This window comes from Kitasatospora sp. NPDC040550 (genome assembly GCF_055594965.1).
Map to the genome: position 1 here is coordinate 37,453 of NZ_JBVIWC010000021.1, position 25,424 is coordinate 62,876.

The following is a 25,424-nucleotide window of genomic DNA, read 5'->3' on the forward strand; positions in this document are numbered from 1 at the left end:
GTCACTTGCCGGTGAGCGTCCACGCGCCGTCGGCGGCCGGGGCGGCCTCGTTGAGCGCGGCCCAGGGGGCGTGGTCGCGCTCGAAGGCGTCGAGGAGGTAGGCCGAGACGGCGTCGGCGACCAGGGCGACGCGGGCCGGGTCCTCGTCGGTGGTCTCGGCGACCGCCTCACCGGCGACGCCGCCCAGGGTGTGCTCGCCCTCGGTGACGGTGAGCAGGCTCTTCGGGGACGGGCTGAGCCGATAGGCGTCGGTGAACCACTCCGGCCCCCGGGTGGAGAGCTGGGAGTGGTCCTTGCCGCCCGCGACGACCAGGGCGGGGGTGGTCATGGTGGCGTAGTCCGGCCGCATGAACGGGAGGTGCTCGGCGGCGAACGGGGTGAGGGAGTCGCCGGTTCCGGTCACGGCGATCAGTGCGCCGGCCGAGACCGCGGGGTGGGAGTGGTCCTCGCCGACGGCGCCGTCGGCGTCGAGCACGCGCGCGCCGAGGACGGCGCCCGCGGTCTGGGCGCCCCAGGAGTGGCCGACGACCGCGATGCGCCGCCGGTCGGCGCGGTCCGCCAGGTCGCCGGCCTGGCGGAGGGTGTCGTCGAGGTGGTCGAGGACGGCGTGGAGGTCGGCGATCCGGACGCGCCAGACGGTGGCGAAGCGCGGGTCGTCCCAGCCGATGCCGTTGCGGCGGGAGTCCAGGTGGGTGGGCTGCACCACGACGAACCCGGCGGCGGCCCACCGGTCGACGAGGGGCTCGTACCCGTCGAGGGACCACGCGTTGCCGTGGGAGAACACGATCACGGGCAGGCCCCGGCCCGACACCGGGGCGGTGACCTTCACCTGGAGGTCGATGCCGCGGCCGGGTGCGGGGACGGTGAGGGGCTTGACCGCGACGATCCGTCGGTCGAGAGGGCGAGTGGGCTGGTCGAGAGGGCGGGTGGGCATGGGAGACCTGCGCTTTCGCTCGCGGAGGGCTCTGCCATAATTTGGCGGAGCAGCGTTCCGCCAACTTAGCGGAACATTGTTCCGCGAGTAAAGGAGAAGCCCGTGCCGGAACCGGTCGGAGTGCGCCGAGCGCAGGCCCAGCGCACCCGCGAAGGCGTACTGGCCGCCGCGGCGGCGGTCTTCGTGGAGCAGGGTGTCCAGGCCCCCGTCCGGGACATCGCCGAACGGGCCGGCGTCGGCGTCGGCACGCTCTACCGGAACTTCCCGACCCGGGCGGACCTCGTCACCGCCGTCTACCGGCACCAGGTCGACACCTGCGCCGCCCTCGCGCCCCGGCTGCTGGAAGAGGAGGCCTGCCCGTTCGCCGCGCTGACCCGCTGGGCGGAGGCGTTCGTCGAGTTCCTCGTCACCAAGCACGGCCTCGGCGCCGCACTGGGATCCGGCGACCCGGGGCTGGAGAACCTCCACGCCCTGATGCTCGACACCCTGGTCCCCGCCTGCGCGGCGCTGCTGGAGGCGTGCGCGGCCGCCGGTGAACTCCGCCCCGGCATCACCGCCTACCCGCTCATGCGGGCCATCGGGAACCTCTGCATCACCGGCCCCGACTACGGCCGCGCCGAGGCCGGGCGCATGGTCGCCCTCCTGCTCGCGGGCTGCCGGGGCGAGGCGTAGCGCCGGACCGCGCGGCGCGCCGTCGCTACGCCCCCTCGGGCAGCTCCACCGCCTGCCAGCGGTAGGCCGCGTCCTCCTGCCAGACCTGCAACTCGCCCTCCACCACGGCCGCCAGGCACAGTCGCCAGTCGTCCCCCATGGCGAGGGCGACCCGGGTGGCGGGGCGCAGGGTCGGCCGCCACCAGCGCGGACGCCGGGAGGCCCCGCCGGCCGGCAGGCGCAGCCGTACGCCGCCCGCGCCGGCCAGGGCGACGGTCGGGCCGCCGCGGTGGCCGACCATGGCGATGCCGAGCGAGGGCTCCCCGTCGCCGATCTCGGTGGCGGCCGCCGACGCGCCCAGGGTGTGCAGCTGGGCGGAGCCGTCCGTCCGCAGGGTGGCGGCCTGCGGTCCGGCGGAGGCGCGGGCCAGCGCCCCGGCACGCAGGGTGCCGGGCGGGCCGAGCGGGACGGGCGGTTCGCCGGAGCCCGGCCGCCAGCTGAGCACGCGGTCGCGGTGCTCGACCAGGACCAGCCAGGCGCCGGGCCGTTCCTCCTCGGCGGCGAGCACCCGGTCGGCGGGGCAGCCGGGGTGTTCCTGTCCGGTGAGGGTGAGACCGGGGGCCCAGCGGTAGGAGCGCAGGGCGCCGGCCGCGGCGGTCCACACGGTCAGCTCCCCGGCCGCGCCCACCGCCCCGGCCAGGCCGCTGACGCCGCGGGCGGCCTCCCACCAGCCGGCCGCGGTGCCGACCCAGAGGGTGCCGGAGCGGTCCTCGGCGCAGACCACCAGCTCGCCCTGGCGCCCGGCCCAGCCTGCCGCCAACTCCCGCACCGCGCCGGGCCCCTGGCCGGCGGGCGGCCGCCGGCCGGTGCGTCCGGGGCCGGCCAGCGCGGTGCCGTCGGCGCCGGCCGTGACCACCAGTGGCCGGCCGGCCCGGTCCGGCAGTACGGCCAGGCCCGCGGTGCGTGCCACCGGGCGGTGGGCGCGCAGCAGTTCGCGGCCGCGGGCGGCCCAGGGGCCGAGCGGGGCGGGGCGCCGGTCGGGCTCGCGGGCGAGCGGTTCGCAGGCCCAGCGGGCCAGTTCCTCGCTGTAGCCGGCGGCGAGCAGTTCGGCGCGGGCCTGCTCGGCGGCGAGCCGGTGGTCGAGCCGGCCGTGGTCGGGCAGCAGCAGGGTGCGGGCGAGGGTGCCGACCGCGAAGAGGTCCTTGGCGGTGGTGGGGAAGCCGCCGACCTGCTCGGCCTCCGGAGGTACGTGCCCGGGGGTGAACACGGCGACGGTCAGGGTGTGGTCGAGCGGGGCGAGGAAGGTCAGGTCGATCAGCTTGACCAGGCCCTGGCCGTCCACGAGGACGTTGGCGGGGGAGATGTCGCGGTGCACCCAGCGCTTGCGGTGCAGCTCGTCGACGATCCGGCACAGCCGGGCCAGCACCTCGGCCACCGCGGCCGGGCCGCCGCGCTGGCCGCGGGCCCAGGTGTGCAGCGGCACGCCGTCCACCCAGGGCGAGATCTGGTAGCCGAGCAGCGAGCCGGAGGGCGCCGCGCCGGGCCGGTGCGGGGAGGGGCCGAGCAGGAAGCTGGGCACCACCAGGTCGGTGACGCCGAGCCGGTGGGCGTTGTGCGAGACGTCGTCCCAGCGGCCGAGCCAGCGCCGTACCTCGGACGGGTCGCGCTCCAGCATGATCTTCGCGGCGACGAGTTCCTTGATCCCGTTGTGCCCGGTGCGCACCGCCCGCCACACCTCGGCCTCGCCGCCCCGGTGGTGGAACTCCAGCAGCTCGTACTGTTCGGGGTCGAACTCGGGCCCGAAGCGGAGCCCGGGCACCCAACGAGACTCGGACACGCAACCCCCGACGCTTCCTCACCGCTGCGGACGCGCGACTGCCGTACGGCCTGCGCGCAGCCCAGGATAGTGCTCATTTCTGTTCGTCTGCCCGGAGGAGGGCCTATTCTGATGGGCACCCGAGCAACATCACGAAACAACGTCAACTCATGATCGTACGGGGAATGTTGATCATGAAGTGGGACGACCTCAAGGCACAGGGGGACGGTGCATGCTGCAGCTTGCGGTGCTGCTGATCGTGGTGGCACTGGCCGGGGCGGCCGCCGTCGTGCTCGCCCGTAGGCGAACCACCCTGGACCCGGCCGGAGTTGCCAAGGCCCTGGCCGCGGCCGCCGGACAGCTCGCCGCCGGGAAGGCCCCACAGGCCCGCCGCCGCTACGCCCGGCTGGCCCGCCGACTCGCCGCCGGACCCGCCGAGTTGAGCACTCAACGCGGCCTCGCCCTGCTCGGCCAGGCCGAGGCCACCATCCCCACCGGCGACCAGCAGGCCACCCTCGCCCTGCACCGCGAGGCCTTCCCGCTGCTCGCCGACCCGGCCCGGCAACTGCCCCGGTGGAGCCTGCGCCGGCTCGCCGAGGAGCGGACCCAGGCCCCGGACGGCGACCTCGGCCCCGTCCTCGCCTACCTCCGGGCCACCGCCACCGGCACCGAACCCGGCGAGGACACCGACACCGCCGCCCGCACCGTGCGGTGGCTCCAGCACCTCTGCCGCGAAGGCAGCCCCGAGCAGCGCGACCACGCCACCGACCGGGCCCTCGCCGCCCTGCCCGGCCAGGACTGGCCGGTCCTCGCCCGGGCCGCCCTGCTGAACGCCACCGGCCGCGCCGAGCAGGCCGAACCGCTGCTCGCCGCCACGGCCCCCGGCGGCGGCGCGGAACTCTGGTTCCGCTGGGGCGCCCAGCTGTTCACCGCGCACCGGGACGAACCCGCCGTCGCCGCCTTCGACGAGGCGCTGCGCCGAGGCCCCGGCGACCCCGGCCCCTGGGGCCGCGGCCCGCTCCTGCGCACCGACAGCCTGCTCTTCCGCGGCCTCGCCCGGCAGCGCCTCGGCACCACCGACGCCGCCTGGGCCGACCTCGCGGCCGCCGCCACCGAGACCCCCGGCGACCCGCGCCCGCGCTACGCCCTCGGCCGGCTCGCCCTGCTGCTCGGCGCCGACGACCAGGCCCGGGAGCAGTTCACCGCCGCACTCACCGTCCAACCCTCCTTCGCCCCGGCCCGGTTCGGCCTCGCCCTGGTCCACGAACGGGCCCAGCGGCACGCCGAGGCCGCCGCCGACTACCGCACCGGCCTCGACCAGGCCCCCGACTGGCGCCCCGCCAGGGTCCGGCTCGGCGCCGCCCTGACCGCCGCCGACCGGGCCGCCGAGGCCGAGCCGCTGCTGCGCGCCGAGGCCGACACCGAACCCGACTCCCGCTGGAGCCGGATCGCCGCCTACCACCACGGCCTCGCCCTCGCCCGCACCGGCGACCCGGCCGGGGCCCTCGCCCGCTGGGAACCCCTGGACGACCCCGAACTGCACGTCCGCCAGGCCCTGGCCCGCGACCGGCTCGCCCGCACCCGGCTGGCCACCGACCCGGCCGCCGCCCGCGAACTGTGGCAGCGGGCCGCCGCCGAACACCCCGGCGCCCCCGGCTACCGGTCCGCGCTGCGCGAGGCCGCCCTGCGCGAGGCCGCCCACCTGCTGGTCACCGGCCGCGACCACGCCGCGACGCGGGAGGCCGCCACCGCCGCCCTCGCCCTGGCCGACGCCCTGCCCGGCGCGCTCACCCACCGGCAGTCCCGGCTGCGCGCCGCGCTCGCCCTCGCCGAGGGCGCCACCGAGCCGGTCACCGCGCTGCTCGACCCCACCGCCGGGCTCCGCGACCGCTACCACCTGGCCGCCGCCGCCCTGCTGGCGGGCCGCCCGGTGCAGACCATCGCCCTGCTCGGCCCGCTCGACCCCGACCCGGCCGGCGACCCGGCGCTCGCCCGGCTGCGCGCCCTGCTCGCCGAACGGGCCGGCAACTGGGCCGCCGCACTGGACTGGTACCGGCACTTCCTCACCGCCCCCGCGGCCGGTTCCGACTCTGGCCCCGACCCCGCAGCCGGTCCCGGCGCCGGCCCGGTCGGCGACTGCGCGGCCTGCACCCGCCCCGCCACCGGCGCCTGCGGCGGCTGCGGCCGGGAGGCCTGCGCCGAGCACCTGCACGCCCCGGCCGGTTCCGGCTCGCCCCGCTGCACCCGCTGCACCGGCCCCGCCCTGCGCGCCGTCCTGGACTGCGCCCGCCGGGCCGGCACCCCCGACCAGGCCGAACCCGTCCTGGCCGCCTGGGCCGAGGCGCTCGGCGACGGCGCCGCCGCCGCACCCGTACGGCTCGACCTCGCCCTGCTGCGCGCCGAACTCGGCCGCCTCGACGAGGCCCTGGCCGACCTGCCGGAGGAGGCCGGCGCGGCCCGGGCGGCCGTCCTGGTCCGCCGGGCCGGCGCCGCGCTCGCCGCCGAACAGCCCGGCCGGGCGGCCGGCGACCTGCGCCGGGCCCTCGCACTCGCGCCCGGCCACCCGCAGGCGGCCGCCGCACTGGTGCTGCTCGGCGAGCACGAGGCCCACCAGCACGCCGTCGAGGGCCGCCACGGCGAGGCCTACCGGGCCTACCGCGCGCTGCTGCTCGACGACCCGGCCCACCCCCGGCTGCTGCACGCCCTCGGGCTGGCCGGCTACCGTTTCGCGGCCTCCACCGGGGCGGCGGCCACTGCCGAGGGCGGCACCGCAACCCCGGCCGAGGCCGCCGACGAGCAGGTGTGGGCCTGGACGCTCGGCTGCCTGGTCGCCGCCCTGCACCGCGAGGAGCTCTGGGCCGAGACCGCCCGGATCACCGGCCGCGAGGCCGACCCCCAGCGGACCACCGCCGCCCGCACCGCGCTCACCGACCGCCTCCGCGAGGACCTGCGCGCCCTCGACCGGGCCGCCGGCCGCAGCGGCGACGAGACCACCGCGTGGACGCTGCGCCTGGGCATGGAGTCCCACGCCGCGGACGCCTTCGCCCAGGAGGACGTCCGGATATCCCTGCCCGGCCGCCCCGCCCGCCGGCTGGTCCTCGGCCCGGGCCTGGACCGGCTGCTCCGCGCCGAACTGGCCGACTGGGGCGAGGCCTACCAGCAGGCCGTCGGCGCCTGGCGGCGCGGCCCCGGGGCCACCTCCGGGCCCGCGCTCGGCCGCGCCCTCAGCCTGTTCGGCGCGCTCGGCCCTCAGCAGTACCTGCACCTCCAGGGCCGTCAGGCGGCCGCCGTCGCCGCGCTGGACGCGGTCGCCGAGGGCGAGCGCGGCGCCGCCTGGCAGTCGCTGCTCGGCGCGGCCCTGGTCAGCCAGGCCCGGGAGCACCACCGCAACCAGGACTGGCGGGAGGCGCTGGACTGCCTCACCCGGGCCCGGACCGTCCCCGACCTGGTGCTGCCCGCCGACGTGGCCCGGGTCGCCGCCGAGTCCGGGGTCCGGGCCGCCCGCGCCCTGTTGAAGAGCAGCGTGGACGACCAGGAGGGCGCGGCCGTCCTGCTGGAGAAGGCCCTCGCGCTGGCCCCGGACGACCCGGAGGTGCGCGGCGACCTCGGCGCGACCTACGCCCAGTGGGCCCGCAAGATCAACAACGAGGAGAAGGACTACCTGCGCGCCCTCGAACTGCTGGCCAAGAGCGCCGAGCTCGCCCCCGGCGACCCGACCGCCCGGCACTTCCTGCGCGCCGCCCTCGGCAACCGGGCCGGCCAGCTGAGCCGGGCGGACGCCACCGACGCGGAACTCGAGGAGGCCGTCGGGACGTGGAAGCGGCTGATCGAACTCGACGACGACCCCGAGAACCGCCGGGGCCTCGCCTTCGTGCTGCGCCAACTGGCCCGCTCCGCCGCCTTCGCCGACGACAGCGCCCGCGCCCTCGCCCGGATGCTGGAGGCCCTGGTCTGGGACCCGGACTGGGAGGGCGACGCCGGGCGCGAGGCGGGCCGCCGGATCTCGGTGCTGCTCGCCAACCACGTCATCGACCACATGCAGAACAGCACCTTCCAGGCCCAGGCCGCGATGCTCCAGAAGGCCAGGTCCTACGACGACTCGCCCGACATCCGCGGCCTGATGGTCAGCGTCTGGCGCGGCCGGGCGATCTCGTTCTACGAGGAGCGTCTCTACGTCGAGTCGATCAACCTGCTGCGCGAGGCGCTCGAACTCGCCGTCTCGCGGGAGGACACCGCCAAGCTCAAGAGCGAACTCGGCATCGTCCTCAGCTCGTTCGCCGTCGCCCGGGCCAACGCCGGCAACCATCTGGAGGCCCAGGGGGCGATGGAACTGGCCCTCCAGCACAATCCCCACGACCTCGAACTGCGCGCCCTGGCGAACCGGATCGACAAGCTCGGCCGCCGCTACTGACCGGACCCGGCAACCGCCGGGCGGCTCGCGCCGTCGTAGCCCGTGCACCTGTTCGCCGCCGCCGTCCCGGCCACCGTCCGCACCGTCCGCACCGGCCCCCCGAGACCCACCGCCCAGCCCGCCACCCCCCAACCCCCCTTTCCCGTCCGGACCGTGAGGAGAGACCGCCCGCCATGCCACTGCACGAACCGTCGCCGTACGAGGTCCTGGGCATCCCGCCCACGGCCGGGGTGCGCGAGATCAACCTCTCGGTCGGGAAGGCGCTCAAGGCGGGCCGGTACAACCGCCAGCAGATCCAGGACGCCGCCGCCCTGCTGCGCAACCCGGACCGGCGCCTGGAGGTGGACCTCCAGCAGCCGCTCCCGCCCGAACCGGTCGACCAGGCCGCCGAGTTGCTCGCCCCCGCGCTGGCCGAACCGCTGCTGGTGATCGAGCGCCCCGGCCTCCCGCCGGCCTCGGACCTGCTCGCCCTGCACCGGGCCGAGGCCGTCGCCGACTTCGCCGAGCCCGCCCCCGGCGGCGCCGACCCCGAACCGCCCGTCCCCGCCCGCTACGCGGCCGACCTGTCCGTGCTGCCCCAGATCGAGGTCCCTGAATGACCGACGCACCGACCGCACCGACTGCACCGACCGTGCCGGCCGCACCGACCGCAGTCGCGCTCGACGGCCACCGGCCGCTGGAGGTCCCGCCGGGTGCGGAGGCCGTCGACCTGGAGGCGAAGTTCACCCAACTGCTGTTCCGGTCCTCCCTGTTGGGCAGCAAGCTGACCGAGCAGAAGCAGCAGGCCCGGGCCGAGCAGCGGGACCTGCTGGGCGTCCTGATCGAGGTGGACGACGCGCTGACCGCCCTCGGGCTGGACCGCGAGCTGGTGGCGCTCGGCCGCGGCGCCGGGCTGGAGGCGACCCGGCGGCGGTTGCTCGGCCGGCTCGCCAAGGCGGGCGTCCGGCCGATGCGGCTGGAGGGGCTGGCGGCCGACCCGGCGCTGACCGAGATCGTCGGCACCGAGGTGCGGCCGGGGGTGGCGCCGGAGACGGTGCTGCAGACGGTGGTGACCGGCTTCTTCTGGGAGCAGGAGGTGCTGCGCCGGGCCCAGGTGGTGGTCGCCGCAGCGGAGTCGGCGCCGACGTCACCGCCCGTTCCGGTGTCGGTACCGGTACCGACACCGGAACCGGCGCCGGTCGAGGATCCGCGGAGTGCGCAGATCCGGCCCGAGGAGCCCGGGACGCCGACGGACTCGCAGGTGCCGGAGGAGCCGGAGGAGCCGGAGGTCGTCGAGCCGACGGCCGCCGCGCCCGACCCCGCCGCCAGGCCGGTTCCGCCCCGGGCTCGTCGGCACGCCAAGGCGACGGGCCGGCCGGCCAAGCGCGCCAAGCGCAAGAAGTAGCCAGGACCACGAGGGGCAAGAGGGGAACGACATGTACCGCACACTCGGCATCGACCTGGGCACCACCAACTCCGTGGTGGCCCACCTGCGCCGGGGCGCGCCGGAGATCATCTTCAACCGGCAGAACCAGGAGGCCACGCCCTCCGTGGTCGGCAGCGGCCGCAAGGGCGAGCTGCTGGTCGGTTCGACCGCGCGCAGCCGGATCGCCATCGACGGCGCCAACGTGATCCGCTCGGTCAAGCGCTTCATGGGCCGCAAGTTCAAGGACCCGCAGGTCCAGGCGGCGCTCAAGGAGGTGGACTACAAGGTCACCGCGGGCACCGACGGCGACGTCAACGTCTGGTTCAACGGCCGCTCCTACACCCCGATCGAGATCTCCGCGATCATCCTGCACCGGCTCAAGCAGGACGCCGAGCAGCGCCTCGGGGAGCCCTTCCACCGGGCAGTGATCACCGTCCCCGCGTACTTCGGCGAGCGACAGGTGGCCGCCACCCAGGAGGCGGGCCGGATGGCCGGTCTGCACGTGCTGCGGATCATCAACGAGCCGACCGCCGCCGCGCTCGCGTACGGCCTGGCGAGCGACGCCGGGGACGAGGGCCGCACCGTCCTGGTGTACGACCTCGGCGGCGGCACCTTCGACATCTCCATCCTGCTGCTGGTGCCCGGTTCGGTCTCGGTGCTCGGCATCGAGGGCGACAACCTGCTCGGCGGGGACGACTTCGACCGGGCGATCACCACCGCGCTGCTGGAGGACATCCGCGAGGAGTACGGCTCGGACTACCAGCCGGACCTGCGGGACCGCCCGAAGATCGCCTCCACGGCCGAGACGGTCAAGATCGAGCTGTCCAACCAGCAGTCCTCCGAGGTGATCCTGCCCGGCCTGGGCGCCGGACAGCTGGTGCTGGAGACGGAGTTCGAGCGCGCCCGCTTCGAGGAGCTGATCGAGGCCCAGATCGAGCGGACCATCGAGCTGACCCACAAGGCGATCATGCAGGCCAACCTGACCGTCGGGGACATCGACGAGGTGGTGCTGGTCGGCGGTTCGACCGCGATCCCGCTGGTCGAGCGGCGCCTCGGCGAGGTGTTCGGCACCCGCCGGATCAAGCGCGGCGTCAACCCGATGCAGTGCGTGGCGCTCGGCGCGGCCGTCCAGTCCGCCCTGGTCGGCGAGGTGGAATGCCCGGAGTGCCGGGCCCCCGGGGACCTCTCGGCCTCCAACTGCGCCAACTGCGCGACCTCCCTGCTCGGCGGCGACCGGGTCTCCTGCCCGACCTGCCACGTCCCGGTCGGGACCGGGGCGTCGGCCTGCCCCAAGTGCGCTCAGGAGTTGGACGGTTCGGCCGTCGGCGGGTCGGCCGGGTCCGGTTCGGCCGGCTCCGGGGCGACGATCCCGCAGCAGTCCCAGGCCACCACCGTGCTGCGCGCCGACAACTGCCCGCAGTGCGGCACCCCGGCCGCCCCCGGCGTCACCGCCTGCGAACTGTGCGGTGAGCCGCTCAACTCGGCCGCCCCGGGCCACACCAGGGTGTCCTCCACGGCCGCCGAGGACGTCGGCCTGCGCTGCGCCTCCTGCGCCACCGTCAACCCACCGGGCAGTGAAGTATGTTCCGGCTGCGGCGAGTTGATGCAGGTCACCAACCCCTTCGACATCACCCCGAAGAACCTCGGCATCGAGCTCAACGACGGCCGGCTGGCCGTCATGATCCCCAAGAACACCAGCTACCCGACCAGTTCGCCGGTCGGCCGGGAGTTCGTGGTCTCCGGCAGCGGCCGCCAGCGGCTGGAGATCGCCGTCTACGAGGGCGAGCACGAGATCGCCCAGCAGAACGAGCTGATCGGCCACCTCACCCTCCGGCTGCCCGAGGGCCTCGGCGGACGCACCCCGGTGGAGGTCTCCTTCGGCCTGGACCGCGACCGCACCATCACCCTGTCGGTGCGGATCCAGGGCGGTGCCGAGAAGACCGTCAAGCTGGAGCGGGTCACCCTCGACCCCGAGTTGAAGGTGCAGGTCGAGGAGCAGCAGCGGCAGATCGAGTCCTTCACCGACCGCTGGGGCGGCGAGCTCACCGAGGCCGAGATGCGCGAGGCGCAGCGGCTGATGGACGCCCTGGACGACCTGGCGGCCGGGCAGACCCGGGGCCAGTCGGTGGACGAGGCGCTGGAGCGGGCGCAGCGCCAGCTCAAGGCGCAGCGCTGGGCGCGCGGCTCGGAGGCGTATCTGAGCCTGTTCATCCACTACTGCGAGAAGCACCTGGACCCGAGCGACCTGGACCGGCTGCGCTCGGTGGCCGCCGAGCTGCGGCTGCGCCGGGAGGCGGCCGACTGGGAGGGCGCGATGCGCGCGGCCCAGAAGGCGGACGAGCTGTGCGACTCGCTCGGCCACACCTTCCGGATGCTCACCATGTGCAACGTCTACGTCAACCAGAACATGGTCTCGCCGGCCCTCGGGCAGCGGATCATGGCGGAGCTGCGCGGCCTGGACGAGGCGGTGGAGGCGCCCAACATGGAGGCGGTCAACACCCACATGTCGAACCTGCTGGCGCTGTACGCGCAGGCGCAGCGCGAGCTGGGCAGCGAGCCGGCCGCCGAGTCGCTCGGCCCGGTGCGCCCGGAGGAGGCCGGTCCGCGATGACCACTCCTGACGTGCCCGATGCGGTGGACGTGCCCGGCGGGCCCGGCCCGGCCGACGTACCCGGCGCGCCCGACGCGCCCGGTGTGCCCGACGCGCCGGAGGTCCGCTGCCCGCTGTGCAAGGTCCCGGCGGACCGGCGGTCGCTGGGCTGCCCGTCCTGCCGGGAGGACCTGGGCGTGCTGTTCCGGCTGCGTTACGCCGGTCGGATCGACTACAACCGGGCGCTGGCGGCGCTGGGGGCGGGGGAGGAGGCGCTCGCGCTCGGCCTGCTGCACCGCGCCCTGGAGGCCGAGCCGGGGCTGGAACCGGCCCGGGAGCTGCTGGGATCACTGAGCGTGTCCGGGGCCGGCGGGCCGGGCGCGGAGCGGCGGGAGGGCCGGCGGGAGGGCGACACGCCCTCTGAGTGACCAATTCGGACGCTTCCGGCCTGCCGTCGAGTTCGATCGGTGCGAGTGTGATCGTCACACGGAGTTCCGCCACCCTCTCAAGGAGTGACGCAATGCGTATTCGCACCACCCTCGCCGCCACCGCGCTCGCCGCGGTGGCCGTCCTCGCCGGTGCCGGCACCGCCGCCGCCAGCGGCGCGACCGCGAACGGTGTCGCCTTCGGTTCGCCCGGTGTGCTCTCCGGCAACCAGATCCAGATCCCGATCAACCTCGAGGCCAACGTCTGCGGCAACTCGATCGGCGTCATCAGCATCCTCAACCCGGCCTTCGGCAACACCTGCATCAACGCCTGACCCGCGCACCGGGGCCGTCCGTCGAAGCCGACGGGCGGCCCCGACGCCGTGCCGGTACCCCCGTTCGGGGGTGGCGGCGCGGGGCCGGGACCGCGAGCATGGTCCCCTGTCCCGCACCGCCGCACCCAGGAGCCCGCCCGTGCCGACACCGCCCGCCCAGCGCAGCTACGCCTCCGGGACCTCGGACGTCCCGCTGCTCGGCGACACCATCGGGGAGAACCTCGACCGCGCGGTGCGCGCCTTCCCCGACCGCGACGCCCTGGTCGACCGCCCCACCGGCCGCCGCTGGACGTACGCCCAACTCGCCGCCGACGTCGACGCGCTGGCCCTCGGCCTGCTGGAGCTCGGCATCGCCAAGGGCGACCGGGTCGGCATCTGGGCCCCCAACTGCGCGGAGTGGATGCTCACCCAGTACGCCACCGCCAAGCTCGGCGCGGTCCTGGTCACCGTCAACCCCGCCTACCGGGCGCACGAGTTGGAGTACGTGCTGAACCAGGCCGGGATCCGGCTGCTGGTCGCCGCCGAGCGCTTCAAGTCCTCGGACTACGCCGGGATGATCGGTGAAGTCCGGCCCCGCTGCGCCGCGTTGGAGCGGGTGCTGCTGCTCGGCAGCCCCGCCTGGGACGAGGTGCTGGCCGCCGGCCGCGCCGCCGACCCGGCCGCGCTGGCCGCCCGCCAGGGCGAGCTGGCCCCCGACGACCCGATCAACATCCAGTACACCTCGGGCACCACCGGCTTCCCCAAGGGCGCCACCCTCTCGCACCACAACATCCTCAACAACGGTTACTTCGTGGGCGAGTTGCTCGACTACACCGAGCAGGACCGGATCTGCGTCCCGGTGCCCTTCTACCACTGCTTCGGCATGGTCATGGGCAACCTGGCCGCCACCTCGCACGGCGCCTGCGTGGTCATCCCGGCCCCCTCCTTCGAGCCCGGCGCCACCCTGGCCGCCGTCGCCGCCGAGCGCTGCACCTCGCTGTACGGCGTGCCGACCATGTTCATCGCCGAACTCGCCGACCCGGACTTCGCCCGCTACGACCTGGGCAGCCTGCGCACCGGCATCATGGCCGGCTCGCCCTGCCCGGCCGAGGTGATGAAGGAGGTCATCGAGCGGATGGGCATGGCGGAGGTGTCCATCTGCTACGGCATGACCGAGACCTCGCCGGTCTCCACCCAGACCCGCACTGACGACCCGGTGGAGCGCCGGGTCTCCACCGTCGGCCGGGTCGGCCCCCACCTGGAGGTCAAGGTCGTCGACCCGGCCACCGGCCGTACCGTTCCGCGCGGCGAGCCCGGCGAGCTGTGCACCCGTGGCTACTCCGTCATGCTCGGCTACTGGGACGAGCCCGAGCGCACCGCCGAGGCCGTGGACGCGGCCCGCTGGATGCACACCGGGGACCTCGCGGTGATGGACGCGGACGGCTACCTCGCCATCACCGGCCGGATCAAGGACATGGTCATCCGCGGCGGGGAGAACCTCTACCCGCGCGAGATCGAGGAGTTCCTCTACACCCACCCCGACGTCCTCGACGTCCAGGTGATCGGCGTCCCCGACCCCAAGTACGGCGAGGAGCTGATGGCCTGGATCCGGATGCGCGAGGGCGCCGAGCCGCTCACCGCCGAGGCCGTGGCCGGCTACTGCGCCGGCCGGCTGGCCCACTTCAAGGTCCCCCGCTACGTGCACGTGGTCGAGGAGTTCCCGATGACGGTCACCGGCAAGATCCGCAAGGTCGAGATGCGCGAACAGGCCGTCCGGATCCTCGGCCTCTGATCCCCTGATCCCCTGATCCCCTGATCCCCTGATCCCCGGAACGCCCGAGGCCCGCCCCGATCGGGGCGGGCCGTCCTGGTGCCGCCGTCAGTACCGCGCGCACCGCTCGCGGTCGGTGGAGACGATCCCGCGGCCCGACCGACCTCGGCGGTCGACCCGCCCGCCGACCGACCGGTCCGGGGCGGCCGGCTCGAACGGCGCTTCACGACCGGCCGCCATGCTCGGCGGATGCGTGAAGCGATCGGAGGGTGCCGTCGGCTGCTGGGCCTCCTCCTGCGGGGGCTGGCGGTGCTGGGCCGGACGGCGGGTTTCGTGGTGCCGGTGGTGGTGCCGGTGGTGGTGCCGCCCCGGCACGGGCCGGCACCGGGGCATCCGGAGCGGCTCCGGCCCGACGTGCCGCTCAGCCCGGTGGAGCGGGAGCTGCGGCGGCAGCTGCGCGGGGTCGGCGGGTGGACGGAAGCGCCCTGAGCGGGCACGCCCGGGCGCCGGGCCGTTCAGGACGGTGGGCGCGCCGCTCCGGTGGGCTGCGCCGACGGGGTTGGCAGCGCGGTGGACGGCAGGCCGGGTACGGCGGTGCGGGCCAGCAGCGGCCCGGTCATCAGGGTGGTGACCAGGGCCATCACCACCATCGCGCTGAACATCCGGGTGTCGATCACCCCGAGTCGGTGGCCCACGTTCAGGATGACCAGTTCGGTGAGGCCCCGGGCGTTGAGCAGGATGCCGAGCACGGCCGCCTCGCGCCGCGTCGAGCCGGTGAGCCGGGCTCCGGCGACGGCGCCGGCAAACTTGCCGGCGCAGGCCGTCAGCAGCACCGCCGCCACGATGACCAGGCCGCGCAGTCCGAGGCCGGTGAGGTCGACGGCCAGGCCGGTCACGGCGAAGAAGGCCGGCAGCAGCAGTAGGCCCGCGTGCTCGATGCGCTCCGGGACCTCGGGCGCGACCGCCTCGATCCGGCCCCGGGGCACCGCCGCACCGAACATGAACGCCCCGAAGACGGCGTCCAGCCCGATCCGGCTGGTGACCCAGGCGGTGATCAGAGTGCCGGTGACCAGCACCGCATGGATCCACGGTTCGCCGAGGGGGCGACGGCGCCCCGGGTCGAGCAGCCGGGCGAGCGCCGGGCGGACGACAACGGCGAGCGCCAGCACCACCACCGCCGTACTGAGCGCCAGCCGTCCGAGCGACCACAGGCTCCGCGCCTGCACCACGGCCACCACCACGGCCAGCGCGCACCAGGCGAGGAAGTCCTGGAAGGCGGCGCAGGCCAGCGACAGGCTGCCGAGCGGGTCGTGCTGCATCCGTCGCTCGGCGATGATCCGGGCGAGGACGGGGAAGGCGGTGATGGACATCGCCGCGCCCAGGAACAACGCCGGTCCGAGCCGGCCGTCCGTGGCCAACTGGGCGGTGTCGAACCACGGGTAGAGCACCAGCGCCAGCCCGACGCCGAGCGCGAACGGCAGCGCCACCGAGCTGAGCGACACCGCCGTCACCCGGCGCCCGACCCCGCGCAGATGGCCGACGTCGAACCGCAGGCCGACGGTGAACATGAAGAGGACCAGGCCCAGTTGGGAGAGCACCCGCAGGTACGACTGGACCTCGGCGGGGAACAGCTCGGCGTCCAACCGCCCCGGCAGCAGCCCGAGCAGGCTCGGCCCGAGGGCGACCCCGCCGACGATCTCGCCCATGACGACCGGCTGGCGCAGCCGTTGGGCGATCCGTCCGCAGACGAAGGCGGTGCCGAGGATGACGGCGAGGGCCAGAAGCACCCCGCCGGCCGTCGCCGAATCGCCCGAGGAGGCTGTCAACGCGGCTGAGTGGTGCCGGAGTTCGGTCATCGGTTGCACAGTGCTCGGGCCTTTCGCGAGGCGCGCCGACGCGCGCGGGGTCCGGTCGGGTACGGGGCGGTGCCGGTTACCGCTCGGCGGCGGTGAGCAGGTCGGTGCGCAGCCGGACGGGGGCGGTGCCGAAGGCGATCCGGCGCAGCAGGGCGCCGTAGAGCGGCGTCCTGGACATCAGCGCCGCCGCCCGCGGGCGCAGCGTCGAGGAGAACCGGCCGGTGGAGAGCATCATGCGGCTCTGGATCCGCTGGATGTTGGTGATCCGCTCCACCTCGGGCCGGCGCAGCTCGGCGTAGCGGCTCAGCCGGGCCGCGCCCGTGTCGCCGCTGCGGACCGCCTCGACCAGGACGGGGTGGGCCGCCACGGCGTCGCGGATGGCGAGGTTGATGCCCTGGGCGCCGATCGGGCTGTGGGTGTGGGCGGCGTCGCCGATCAGCAGCAGGCCGTCGCGCACCCACTGCTCGGCGCTGCCGGAGAAGACGTCCAGCAGGGACAGGTCGGCGAAGCCGGTGATCTCGGCCCGGATCCGCTCGGCGTACTCCGGTGCGGCGCGGCAGAGTTGCTCGACGATGTGGTGGATGCCGCGGTCGGCCAGCGGACGGAATCCGCCGTGCGGGAGGGTCCAGCCGAGCTGGAGCGCGTCCGGCACCGAGCGGTAGCTCAGCACCGGGTTGCCGCCGGCCCGGAAGACCCGGACGTCGCACGGGCGCCGGGTGTCCGGGCGCGGCGGTGCGGTCAGCCGGAACCAGAGGACGTCCTGGCTGAACAGCTCCTGGCGCCGGTAGCCGATCCCGGCGAGGGCGCGGACCTTGGAGAACCGGCCGTCCGCGGCGACCACGCAGCGCGCCCGGACCACCTGCGCGGGCGCGCCGGCGGCCCCGCCCGCGACGACGCCGTGGACGGTGCCGCCCTCCTCGACCAGGGCGGTCGCCTTGGTGCCCGCCAACTGGCGGAATCCGTCGTGGCGTTCGCAGGCGGCCAGCAGTTCGGTGAGCAGGTGTCGCTGCGGCAGGCTGAGCAGGCAGTTGTACGGCCCCCGCAGCCGGCGGTAGTCGCCGTCGATGAGGATCCGCCCGTGCTCCTCCAGCAGGAACCGGTCGTGTTCGACGGCGCCGCGCTCCCGCGCCGGTGCGAGTACGCCCAGTTCGTCCAGCAGTGCCTGGCCGCCGGGTTGGAGGATCTCGCCGCGGTACGTCCGGTCCAGCGAGCGGCTGCGCTCCAGCACGGTGACCCGCAGGCCGGAGCGCACCAGCAGCAGGGCGAGGGTCAGGCCGGCCGGCCCGCCGCCGACCACGCAGATGTCGGTGTCGATGTCCATGCGGCCAGACGCTAGGCGGCGCGCTTCGACCCCGGTTCGCGTCGTCTTCCCGCAACGGCGGGCGCGGTGACCGGTGCGGTGCCGGTCGTGCGGGGTGGACGGCGGCTCGAAGCCGCCGCGAACGCCTGCCAGGAAGATCTGATCCGGCTCAAGTCCCTGACCCGCCGCAGCGCGCAGGCAGGGCGCACGGACCGGACAGGAGGGCATCGGGCATGTCGTCGGAGACGAGCAGGGAGACGAACAGGGGGCGCGGCGGTGGCAGTTGACAACGGGCGGCGGCGCGTGGTGGTGACCGGAATCGGCGTGGTGGCCCCCGGCGAGGTGGGCACCAAGGCGTTCTGGGACCTCCTGACGGCGGGCCGGACCGCGACCCGGACGATCTCGACCTTCGACCCGGCGCCGTTCCGGTCCCGGGTCGCCGCCGAGTGCGACTTCGACCCGAAGGCCTGCGGTCTGACGCAGCGTCAGATCCGTCAGTGGGACCGCACCGCGCAGTTCGCGGTGGTGGCGGCCCGCGAGGCGCTGGCCGACTCGGGCGTGTCGGGGGTCAACGACCCGGTCCGGACCGGGGTGATGGCCGGCACGGCGTGCGGGATGACGATCAGCCTGGACCGCGAGTTCGCCGTGGTCAGCGACGAGGGCCGCAAGCGCCTGGTCGACGACGCGCACGGCGTGCCCTACCTCTACGACTACTTCGTGCCGTCGTCCATGGCCACCGAACTGGCCTGGCTGGCGGAGGCCGAGGGCCCGGTGGGCGTGGTCTCGACCGGGTGCACCTCCGGGATCGACGTGATCGCGCACGCCTGCGACCTGATCCTCGACGACACGGCCGACGTGATGCTGGCCGGCGCCTCGGACGCGGCGATCTCCCCGATCACGGTGGCCTGCTTCGACGCGATCAAGGCGACCACTCCCCGCAACGACGAACCGGAGAGCGCCTCGCGCCCGTTCGACCTGACCCGCAACGGCTTCGCCCTCGGCGAGGGCGCGGCGATGTTCGTCCTGGAGGAGCGGGAGCACGCGCGGCGGCGCGGTGCGCACATCTACGCCGAGGTCACCGGCTACGCCGGGCGCTGCAACTCCTACAGCATGACCGGGCTGCGAGTGGACGGGAACGAGATGGCGGAGGCGATCCGGGTCGCGCTCGACCGCAGCCGGATGAACCCCGAGGACATCGGCTACGTCAACGCGCACGGCTCGGCGACCAAGCAGAACGACCGGCACGAGACGGCCGCGTTCAAGAAGAGCCTCGGCGACCACGCCTACCGGGTGCCGGTCAGCTCGATCAAGTCGATGATCGGGCACTCGCTGGGCGCGGTGTGCGCGCTGGAGTTCGCCGCCAGCGTGCTGGCGATCGAGCACTCGGTGGTGCCGCCCACGGCCAACCTGCACGTGCCCGACCCCGAGTGCGATCTGGACTACGTGCCGTTGACGGCCCGGGAGCAGCGGGTGCCCACGGTGCTCAGCGTGGCCAGCGGATTCGGCGGTTTCCAGAGCGCGATCGTGCTCGCCGAGCCGGAGTGGAGCAGGGCATGACCGACGTGGTGGTGACCGGGATCGGCGTGGTGGCGCCGAACGGCTGGGGTGTGGCGGAGTACTGGGAGGCCACGCTGGCCGGCCGCTCCGGCCTCGGGCCGCTCACCCGCTTCGACTCCGGCGGGTACCGGGCGCACGTGGCCGGGGAGGTGAACTTCACGCCGGAGGACCACCTGCCGGGCCGGCTGCTGCCGCAGACCGACCACATGACCCGGCTGGCCCTGGTGGCCGCGCAGGAGGCACTCGCCGACGCCGGGGCGGATCCGGCCGCGATGCCGGACTTCTCCGCCGGAGTGGTCACGGCGGCCTCGGCGGGCGGCTTCGAGTTCGGCCAGAAGGAACTCCAGGCGCTGTGGAGCAAGGGCCCGGCCTACGTCAGCGCCTACCAGTCCTTCGCGTGGTTCTACCCGGTCAACACCGGGCAGATCTCGATCCGGCACGGCATGCGCGGCCCCGGTTCGGCGCTGGTGGCCGAGCAGGCGGGCGGCCTGGACGCACTGGCCAAGGCGCGCCGGCACGTCCGCGAGGGCACCGCGCTGATGCTGGCCGGCGCGGTGGACGGCTCGCTCTGCCCGTGGTCGTGGCTCTGCCTCACCCGCAGCGGCACGGTGAGCCCGCGCCGGGACCCGCACCGGGCCTTCCTGCCGTTCGACGCCGACGCCTCCGGCGGCGTGCCGGGCGAGGGCGGGGCGCTGCTCGTCCTGGAGACCCCGGAGCGGGCGGCCGAGCGCGGGCAGCACCGCCACTACGGGCGGATCGCCGGCTACGCGGCCACCTTCGATCCCCGGCCGGGCTCCGGCCGTCCGCCCGGCCTGCGGCGGGCGATCGAGACGGCGCTCGCGGACGCCGGGCTCGGCCCGTCCGACATCGACGTGGTCTTCGCCGACGCCAGCGGGGTGGCCGAGCGGGACCGGGCGGAGGCCGAGGTGCTGAGCTCGGTGTTCGGCCCTCGCGGGGTGCCGGTGACGGCCCCCAAGACGATGACGGGCCGACTGCTGGCCGGCGGCGCCCCGCTGGACGTGGCCGCGGCGCTGCTGGCCCTGCGCGACGCGGTGATCCCGCCGTCCGTCCACATCGGCCGGCCGGCCCACCCGGACCTCGACCTGGTGCGGGACCGCCCCCGGCCGGCCCGGCTGGCCACCGCGCTGGTCCTCGCCCGCGGCCACGGCGGCTTCAACAGCGCGCTTGTGCTGACCAGTTGATCGACCCTGTGCGCGCCCCAACCAACCGACGTGAGGAATTCCCATGGCAGAGTTCACCCTTGACGAGCTGGTCACCGTACTGAAGGAGGCCGCCGGCGCCGACGAGGGCATCGACCTCGACGACATCCTGGACGTGCCCTTCACCGACCTGGGCTACGACTCGCTGGCCCTGTTCAACACCGTCAACACCATCGAGCGGGACCGCGGTATCGCGCTCCCGGACGAGACCGTGGTCGAGGCCACCACGCCGCGCCTGCTGCTGGAGGCGGTCAACGTCGTTCTCGCCAAGGCCGCCTGATCATGTGCGGAGTCGTGGGGGTGGTCGACTACGACACACCGCCCGAGCACCGCCGGGAGCTGCTCCAGCTGATGACGGACACCATGGCCTGCCGCGGGCCGGACGCCGAGGGGCTCTGGTTCGGCCCGTCGGTCGGCCTTGGCCACCGGCGGCTGTCGGTGATCGACCCGGAGCACGGGCAGCAGCCGATGACCGCCCGCCACCAGGGCCGCGGCGCGGCCGTCACGTTCAGCGGGGAGATCTACAACTTCCGCGAGCTGCGCGCCGAACTCGCCGCGCACGGGCACGGGTTCCGGACCGCCTGCGACACCGAGGTGGTCCTGCGCGGCTACCTCCAGTGGGGCGCCGCGCTGGTCGAGCGGCTGAACGGGATGTTCGCCTTCGCCGTCTGGGACGAGCAGACCGAGGAGCTGCTGCTGGTCCGCGACCGGATGGGCGTCAAGCCGCTCTACTACTGGCCCACCGCGGCCGGCGTGCGGTTCGGCTCGGAGCCGAAGGCCGTCCTGGCCGACCGCACGCTGCCCCGAAGGGTCGGCGCGGAGGGCCTGTGCGAGGTGCTGGACATGGTGAAGACGCCCGAGGCGGCCGTCTTCACGGGGCTGTCCGAGGTCCGCCCGGGCCAGCTGGTCCGGGTCGGGCGCGGCGGGGTGCGCCGACAGACGTACTGGCGGCTGGAGGCCCGGGAGCACACCGACGACCTCCCGACGACCATCGGCACCGTCCGCGAGCTGCTCGCTGACACCGTCACCCGCCAACTGGTCTCGGACGTGCCGCTCGGCACGCTGCTCTCCGGCGGCCTGGACTCCTCCGCGGTGACCGCGCTGGCCGCCCTCGGCGGGCCGGTGCGCTCGTTCTCGGTGGACTTCCGGGGCGCCGCCGACGGCTTCGCCTCCGACGCCGTCCGGCGGGAGGCGGACGCGCCGTACGTGCGCGAGCTCGCCCGGCACGTGGGCGCGGACCACCTGGAGGTGCTGCTGGACAGCCCCGGGCTGACCGATCCCGCGGTGCGCGCCGCCGTGCTGCGCGCCACCGACCTGCCGCCCGCGTACTGGGGCGACATGTGGCCCTCGCTGTACCTGTTCTTCCGCGCGGTGCGGGAACAGGTGACGGTGGCCCTGTCCGGCGAGGCCGCGGACGAACTGTTCGGCGGCTACCGGTGGTTCCGCAACCCGGCGGCCCTGCGCGCCGCCACCTTCCCGTGGCTCACCTCCGGTTCGGCGCGCTACTTCGGCGGCAGCTCGCTGTTCCAGCCGGGCCTGCTGGACAAGCTCGACCCGGACGGCTACCGGGCCGCCCGGTACGCCGAGGCGATCGCCGAAGTCCCGGTGCTGCCGGGGGAGTCGGACACCGACCGGCGGATGCGCGAGATCGGCTACCTCAACCTGACCCGGTTCGTGCAGACGCTGCTCGACCGGAAGGACCGGATGAGCATGGCGGTCGGCCTGGAGGTGCGGGTGCCGTTCTGCGACCACCGGCTGGTCGAGTACGTCTTCAACGTGCCGTGGGAGATGAAGAGTTTCGACGGCCGGGAGAAGAGCCTGCTGCGCGCGGCTGTGGCCGACCTGCTGCCGCGCTCGGTGGTCGAGCGGGTGAAGACCCCGTACCCGGCCACCCAGGACCCGGGCTACGAGGGCGTGCTGCGGGCCGAGCTCACGCGGGTGCTGGGCGATCCCGACGCTCCGGTGCTGCCGCTGCTGGACCTCGACCGGGCGCGGGCCGCGGCCGGCCGTCCGACCGGCGCGGTGAGCCGGCCCTACGACCGGGGCAGCCTGGAGCTGGTGCTGTGGCTCAACTCCTGGCTCACCGAGTTCGAGGTCACGCTGGATCTGTGACCTCGGCGGCGTCCGCGCCGCCAACGGCCGACGGGGGCAGCCCCTCGGCCAGGACCGACCGGAGGCCACGCAGCAGCCGCAGCGTGGCCTCCAGGTCGTCCGGGTCCAGACTGCCGGCGAGGTGTTCCATCCAGTGGCGTTCGGCGGGCTCGATCCGGGCGAGGGCGTCGGCCCCCTTGGCGGTCAGGGCGACCAGCGGGGCCCGCCGGTCGGCCGGGTTGGGGGAGGTGCCGACCAGGCCCTCCTCGACCAGCTTGACCACGGTCTGCTGGACGGCCTGCCGGCGCAGTCCGCGCTCGCGCGCGAGGTGGGCGGCGCTCTGCGGTCCGTCGTGCAGCAGGCCGAGGACCTGCCAGCGCGCGGAGGTGAGCCCGAAGCGGGCGGACAGCGCGTCGCCCGCGCGCAGCAGGGCACCGTTGACGGCGAACAGTTCAGTCGTGATGTCACTCAAGGTCTCGGCCGTGGGGGAGAGGTCGGTCATGGGGGCAGCCTAACCGCAGCCCGCCCGGGAATTCGGCAAGAACTTGTCATTCTGCTCCGGCACCCACTACTGTCAATTCGACAAGACCTTGTCGATTCGGCGCACCGCGTCGAACGCGCGCCGCCGGCCGGACCCCGGCCGGACGATCGGAACCTCCGGGAGAAACAGGAATGGCAAACGCCGCCTCGCAGACCGACGAGGCCGCCCCCGACCAGGCCGGCGGCCCCGCCGGCTTCACGCACCGCCAGATCATCACGGCGCTGTCCGGCCTGCTGCTGGCCGTGCTGCTCGCCGCACTCGACCAGACCATCGTCTCCACCGCGCTGCGCACGATCGGCGACCAGCTGCACGGGCAGACCGTCCAGGCCTGGGTGATCACCGGGTACCTGGTCAGCTCCACGATCGCGATGCCGTTCTACGGCAAGCTGTCCGACATCTACGGCCGCAAGCCGCTCTACCTCGCGGCGATCGTGGTCTTCGTCGTCGGCTCGGCGGCCTGCGCGCTGGCGAACTCGATGGAGGCGCTGGCCGTCGCCCGGGTCGTCCAGGGATTCGGCGGCGCCGGGCTGATGTCGCTGCCCACGGCCGTCATCGCCGACCTCGCCCCGGTGCGCGAACGCGGCCGCTACTTCTCGTACCTGATGATGGCCTGGGTCGCGGCCAGTGTGCTCGGCCCGCTGGTCGGCGGCCTGTTCGCGGGCGCCGGCGAGATCCTCGGCGTGACCGGCTGGCGCTGGGCGTTCCTGATCAACGTGCCGCTGGGCCTGGTGGCCCTGCTCAGCGTGCGCAAGGCGCTCAACCTGCCGCACCAGCGGGTGGACCACCCGATCGACTACCGGGGCGCGATCACGCTGGCGGTCGGCCTGGTGCCGCTGCTGATCGTCGCCGAGGAGGGCCTCGACTGGGGCTGGGGATCGGCGCGCTCGCTGGCGCTGTTCGCGGTCTCGTTGCTCGGCCTGGTGCTGTTCGTGCTGGCCGAGCGGGCCCGCGGGCTGGAGGCGATGGTCCCGCTGCGGCTGTTCCGGCGCGGCGGGATCACCCTGGCCACCGGCGTCAACTTCACCATCGGCGTGGGCATCTTCGGCACGGTCTCCACGCTGCCGCTCTTCCTCCAGCTGGTGCAGGGCCGCAGCGCCACCGTCGCCGGGCTGGTGATCATCCCGGTGATGACCGGGGCGATCGTCTCGCAGACCGTCTGCGCGAAGATCATCAAGAAGCGGAACCGGTACAAGAAGCCCGCGATCGTCGGCCTCGGCTCCATGGCCGGCGCGCTGCTGGCGCTGTCCGCCACCGGCGCGGACACCCCGCTGGCGGTGATCGTGCTGATCGCCGCGTGGCTGGGCCTCGGCATCGGACTCTCGCAGACCGTCATCACCCTGGCCATCCAGAGCTCGGCGCCCAAGTCCGAGCTGGGCGTGGCCAACGCAGCCTCCGGCCTGTTCCGGCAGCTGGGCGGTACGACCGGTGCCGCGGTGTTCATGTCGGTGCTGTTCGGCGTCGCCGCCGGCCGGATCGACGGTGCGGCGGACGGCGACGAGGCCGTCCGGCAGGCGCTCTCCGACCCGGACTCCACCGGCCGGCTGACTGCCTCGGCGGTCGACGCCTTCGCCTCGGGTTTCAGCACGATGTTCCTGGTCGGCGGCCTGATCCTGGCGGTGGGTTTCGTGCTCACCTTCCCGCTGCGGGAGCTGCGCGACGAGGAGTGATCGCGCCCAGCCGCACCCCCTGATCCGCGCACCCCCGGTCACCCCCGTGCCGGGGGTACGCGCTTTCCGGCGGCGGTTCGGCGGCCTTCCACGGCAGTTCGGCCCGGTGGACCCACCCGACGGCGACCCGGCGGCGGCTCGAAGGGGCCCCGCGAGCATGGGGACACGACCCGCCGAGAGTGGAGGACCGATGCCCCCCGTACCCCTGCCCCTGCCGCTGGACCTGGCCCCAGGCCTGGTGGACGGCCCGACCTTCCTGTCCATCATGGGCGCACTGCCCACCGGGGTCACCGTGGTGACCACCCTGGGACCGGACGGCGAGCCGTACGGGATGACCTGCTCCGCCGCATGCAGCGTCTCCAAGACCCCGCCGCTGCTGCTGGTGTGCATCAACCGGGAGAGCCGGGTGCTGGAGGCCCTGCTGGAGCGCGGTGAGTTCGCCGTCAACGTGCTGCGCGGCGGCGGCGAGTCCACCTCCGCGCGGTTCGCCTCGCAGCAGGACGACCGCTTCCGGGACGTCCGGTGGGAGCCCGGCAGCGCCGGCGGGCTGCCGGTGATGCCGGCCGACGTGGTCGCGCACGCCGAGTGCCGGGTCGCCGCGGCCGTGGAGGCGGGCGACCACACCATCGTGATCGGCGCCGTGCTGGCCGGCGGCCTCCGGCCCGAGGTGCCCAGCCCGCTGATGTACTGGCGCCGCTCCTACGCCCGCTGGCCCGTCGAGGAGGACCCGAGGACCGCCGCCCTGACCCTGGCGGCCGAGGGCTGAGCGGGCCCGGGAAGCGGGGGGGGGGGGGGGGGGGGGGGGGGGGGGGGGGGGGGAGGGGAGGGGGGGGGAGGGGGTGGGGGGGGGGGGGGGGCGTATCTGGAGTTGCCTT

20 protein-coding genes are annotated in these 25,424 nt (G+C 74.7%); 15 read left to right on the forward strand and 5 right to left on the reverse strand.

Features of this window, described 5'->3' with window-relative positions:
• Window position 1: 1 nt before the first annotated feature.
• A complete protein-coding gene (locus tag ACZ58X_RS27710) occupies window positions 2-934 on the reverse strand; it encodes an alpha/beta hydrolase family protein (protein WP_470336301.1) in 933 nt (310 codons plus the stop codon).
• Between the two features lie 102 nt (window positions 935-1,036).
• Here ACZ58X_RS27710 and ACZ58X_RS27715 point away from each other — a divergent pair, with 102 nt between their 5' ends.
• Window positions 1,037-1,606, forward strand: a complete 570-nt coding sequence (locus ACZ58X_RS27715; protein ID WP_470336302.1) for a TetR/AcrR family transcriptional regulator — start codon at window positions 1,037-1,039, stop codon at window positions 1,604-1,606.
• 25 nt (window positions 1,607-1,631) lie between these two features.
• On the opposite strand, the gene ACZ58X_RS27720 is transcribed toward ACZ58X_RS27715, so the two are convergent.
• Entirely contained in the window at window positions 1,632-3,422 is a 1,791-nt protein-coding gene (locus ACZ58X_RS27720) for a serine/threonine protein kinase (protein ID WP_470336303.1), read from the reverse strand.
• Window positions 3,423-3,633: 211 nt separating this feature from the next.
• Between ACZ58X_RS27720 and ACZ58X_RS27725 the strand changes: the two genes are divergently transcribed.
• From ACZ58X_RS27725 to ACZ58X_RS27760, 8 genes are all read left to right on the forward strand, one after another.
• Window positions 3,634-7,812, forward strand: a complete 4,179-nt coding sequence (locus tag ACZ58X_RS27725) for a CHAT domain-containing protein (protein WP_470336304.1) — start codon at window positions 3,634-3,636, stop codon at window positions 7,810-7,812.
• 173 nt (window positions 7,813-7,985) lie between these two features.
• Window positions 7,986-8,411: a hypothetical protein gene (locus ACZ58X_RS27730; protein WP_470336305.1), complete on the forward strand. Its 426-nt coding sequence runs from the start codon at window positions 7,986-7,988 to the stop codon at window positions 8,409-8,411.
• The gene (locus ACZ58X_RS27735) at window positions 8,408-9,196 is read left to right on the forward strand and encodes a nucleotide exchange factor GrpE (RefSeq protein ID WP_470336306.1); all 789 of its coding nucleotides are present in this window, start codon (window positions 8,408-8,410) and stop codon (window positions 9,194-9,196) included. The genes ACZ58X_RS27730 and ACZ58X_RS27735 overlap by 4 nt, the downstream gene beginning before the upstream one ends.
• Before the next feature lie 31 nt (window positions 9,197-9,227).
• A complete protein-coding gene (locus ACZ58X_RS27740) occupies window positions 9,228-11,828 on the forward strand; it encodes an Hsp70 family protein (RefSeq protein ID WP_470336307.1) in 2,601 nt (866 codons plus the stop codon).
• The gene (locus tag ACZ58X_RS27745) at window positions 11,825-12,235 is read left to right on the forward strand and encodes a hypothetical protein (RefSeq protein WP_470336308.1); all 411 of its coding nucleotides are present in this window, start codon (window positions 11,825-11,827) and stop codon (window positions 12,233-12,235) included. Before ACZ58X_RS27740 ends, ACZ58X_RS27745 begins: the two co-directional genes overlap by 4 nt.
• Before the next feature lie 92 nt (window positions 12,236-12,327).
• Complete coding sequence (locus tag ACZ58X_RS27750) at window positions 12,328-12,567, forward strand: chaplin (RefSeq protein ID WP_470336309.1); 240 nt, start codon at window positions 12,328-12,330, stop codon at window positions 12,565-12,567.
• Window positions 12,568-12,706: 139 nt separating this feature from the next.
• Window positions 12,707-14,338, forward strand: a complete 1,632-nt coding sequence (locus ACZ58X_RS27755; RefSeq protein ID WP_470336310.1) for an AMP-binding protein — start codon at window positions 12,707-12,709, stop codon at window positions 14,336-14,338.
• Window positions 14,339-14,566: 228 nt separating this feature from the next.
• Window positions 14,567-14,806: a DUF6059 family protein gene (locus ACZ58X_RS27760; protein ID WP_470336311.1), complete on the forward strand. Its 240-nt coding sequence runs from the start codon at window positions 14,567-14,569 to the stop codon at window positions 14,804-14,806.
• 26 nt (window positions 14,807-14,832) lie between these two features.
• Here ACZ58X_RS27760 and ACZ58X_RS27765 read toward each other — a convergent pair whose 3' ends face one another.
• The gene (locus ACZ58X_RS27765) at window positions 14,833-16,173 is read right to left on the reverse strand and encodes a cation:proton antiporter (protein ID WP_470336312.1); all 1,341 of its coding nucleotides are present in this window, start codon (window positions 16,171-16,173) and stop codon (window positions 14,833-14,835) included.
• Window positions 16,174-16,249: 76 nt separating this feature from the next.
• Complete coding sequence (locus ACZ58X_RS27770; RefSeq protein WP_470336313.1) at window positions 16,250-17,494, reverse strand: FAD-dependent oxidoreductase; 1,245 nt, start codon at window positions 17,492-17,494, stop codon at window positions 16,250-16,252.
• Window positions 17,495-17,749: 255 nt separating this feature from the next.
• Here ACZ58X_RS27770 and ACZ58X_RS27775 point away from each other — a divergent pair, with 255 nt between their 5' ends.
• Genes ACZ58X_RS27775 through asnB form a run of 4 tightly spaced genes read left to right on the forward strand, consistent with a single transcriptional unit; the run spans window position 17,750 to window position 22,362 of the window.
• Window positions 17,750-19,030 (forward strand): beta-ketoacyl-[acyl-carrier-protein] synthase family protein, encoded by a 1,281-nt coding sequence (locus ACZ58X_RS27775; protein WP_470336314.1) that lies wholly within the window; start codon window positions 17,750-17,752, stop codon window positions 19,028-19,030.
• Window positions 19,027-20,232: a ketosynthase chain-length factor gene (locus tag ACZ58X_RS27780; RefSeq protein ID WP_470336315.1), complete on the forward strand. Its 1,206-nt coding sequence runs from the start codon at window positions 19,027-19,029 to the stop codon at window positions 20,230-20,232. The genes ACZ58X_RS27775 and ACZ58X_RS27780 overlap by 4 nt, the downstream gene beginning before the upstream one ends.
• Before the next feature lie 43 nt (window positions 20,233-20,275).
• Window positions 20,276-20,530, forward strand: coding sequence for an acyl carrier protein (locus tag ACZ58X_RS27785; RefSeq protein WP_470336316.1), 255 nt, complete (start codon window positions 20,276-20,278; stop codon window positions 20,528-20,530).
• Window positions 20,531-20,532: 2 nt separating this feature from the next.
• Window positions 20,533-22,362: an asparagine synthase (glutamine-hydrolyzing) gene (gene asnB, locus ACZ58X_RS27790; RefSeq protein WP_470336317.1), complete on the forward strand. Its 1,830-nt coding sequence runs from the start codon at window positions 20,533-20,535 to the stop codon at window positions 22,360-22,362.
• Here asnB and ACZ58X_RS27795 read toward each other — a convergent pair.
• A complete protein-coding gene (locus ACZ58X_RS27795; RefSeq protein ID WP_470336318.1) occupies window positions 22,346-22,843 on the reverse strand; it encodes a MarR family winged helix-turn-helix transcriptional regulator in 498 nt (165 codons plus the stop codon). The two genes, asnB and ACZ58X_RS27795, sit on opposite strands and share 17 nt — an antisense overlap.
• 170 nt (window positions 22,844-23,013) lie before the next feature.
• On the opposite strand from ACZ58X_RS27795, the gene tcr3 reads away from it, so the two are divergent.
• Both tcr3 and ctcQ read left to right on the forward strand, forming a co-directional pair.
• Window positions 23,014-24,549, forward strand: a complete 1,536-nt coding sequence (gene tcr3 / locus ACZ58X_RS27800; protein WP_470336319.1) for a tetracycline efflux MFS transporter Tcr3 — start codon at window positions 23,014-23,016, stop codon at window positions 24,547-24,549.
• A 190-nt stretch (window positions 24,550-24,739) separates the two neighbouring features.
• Window positions 24,740-25,315, forward strand: coding sequence for a flavin reductase CtcQ (gene ctcQ / locus ACZ58X_RS27805; RefSeq protein ID WP_470336320.1), 576 nt, complete (start codon window positions 24,740-24,742; stop codon window positions 25,313-25,315).
• Window positions 25,316-25,424 lie beyond the last annotated feature (109 nt).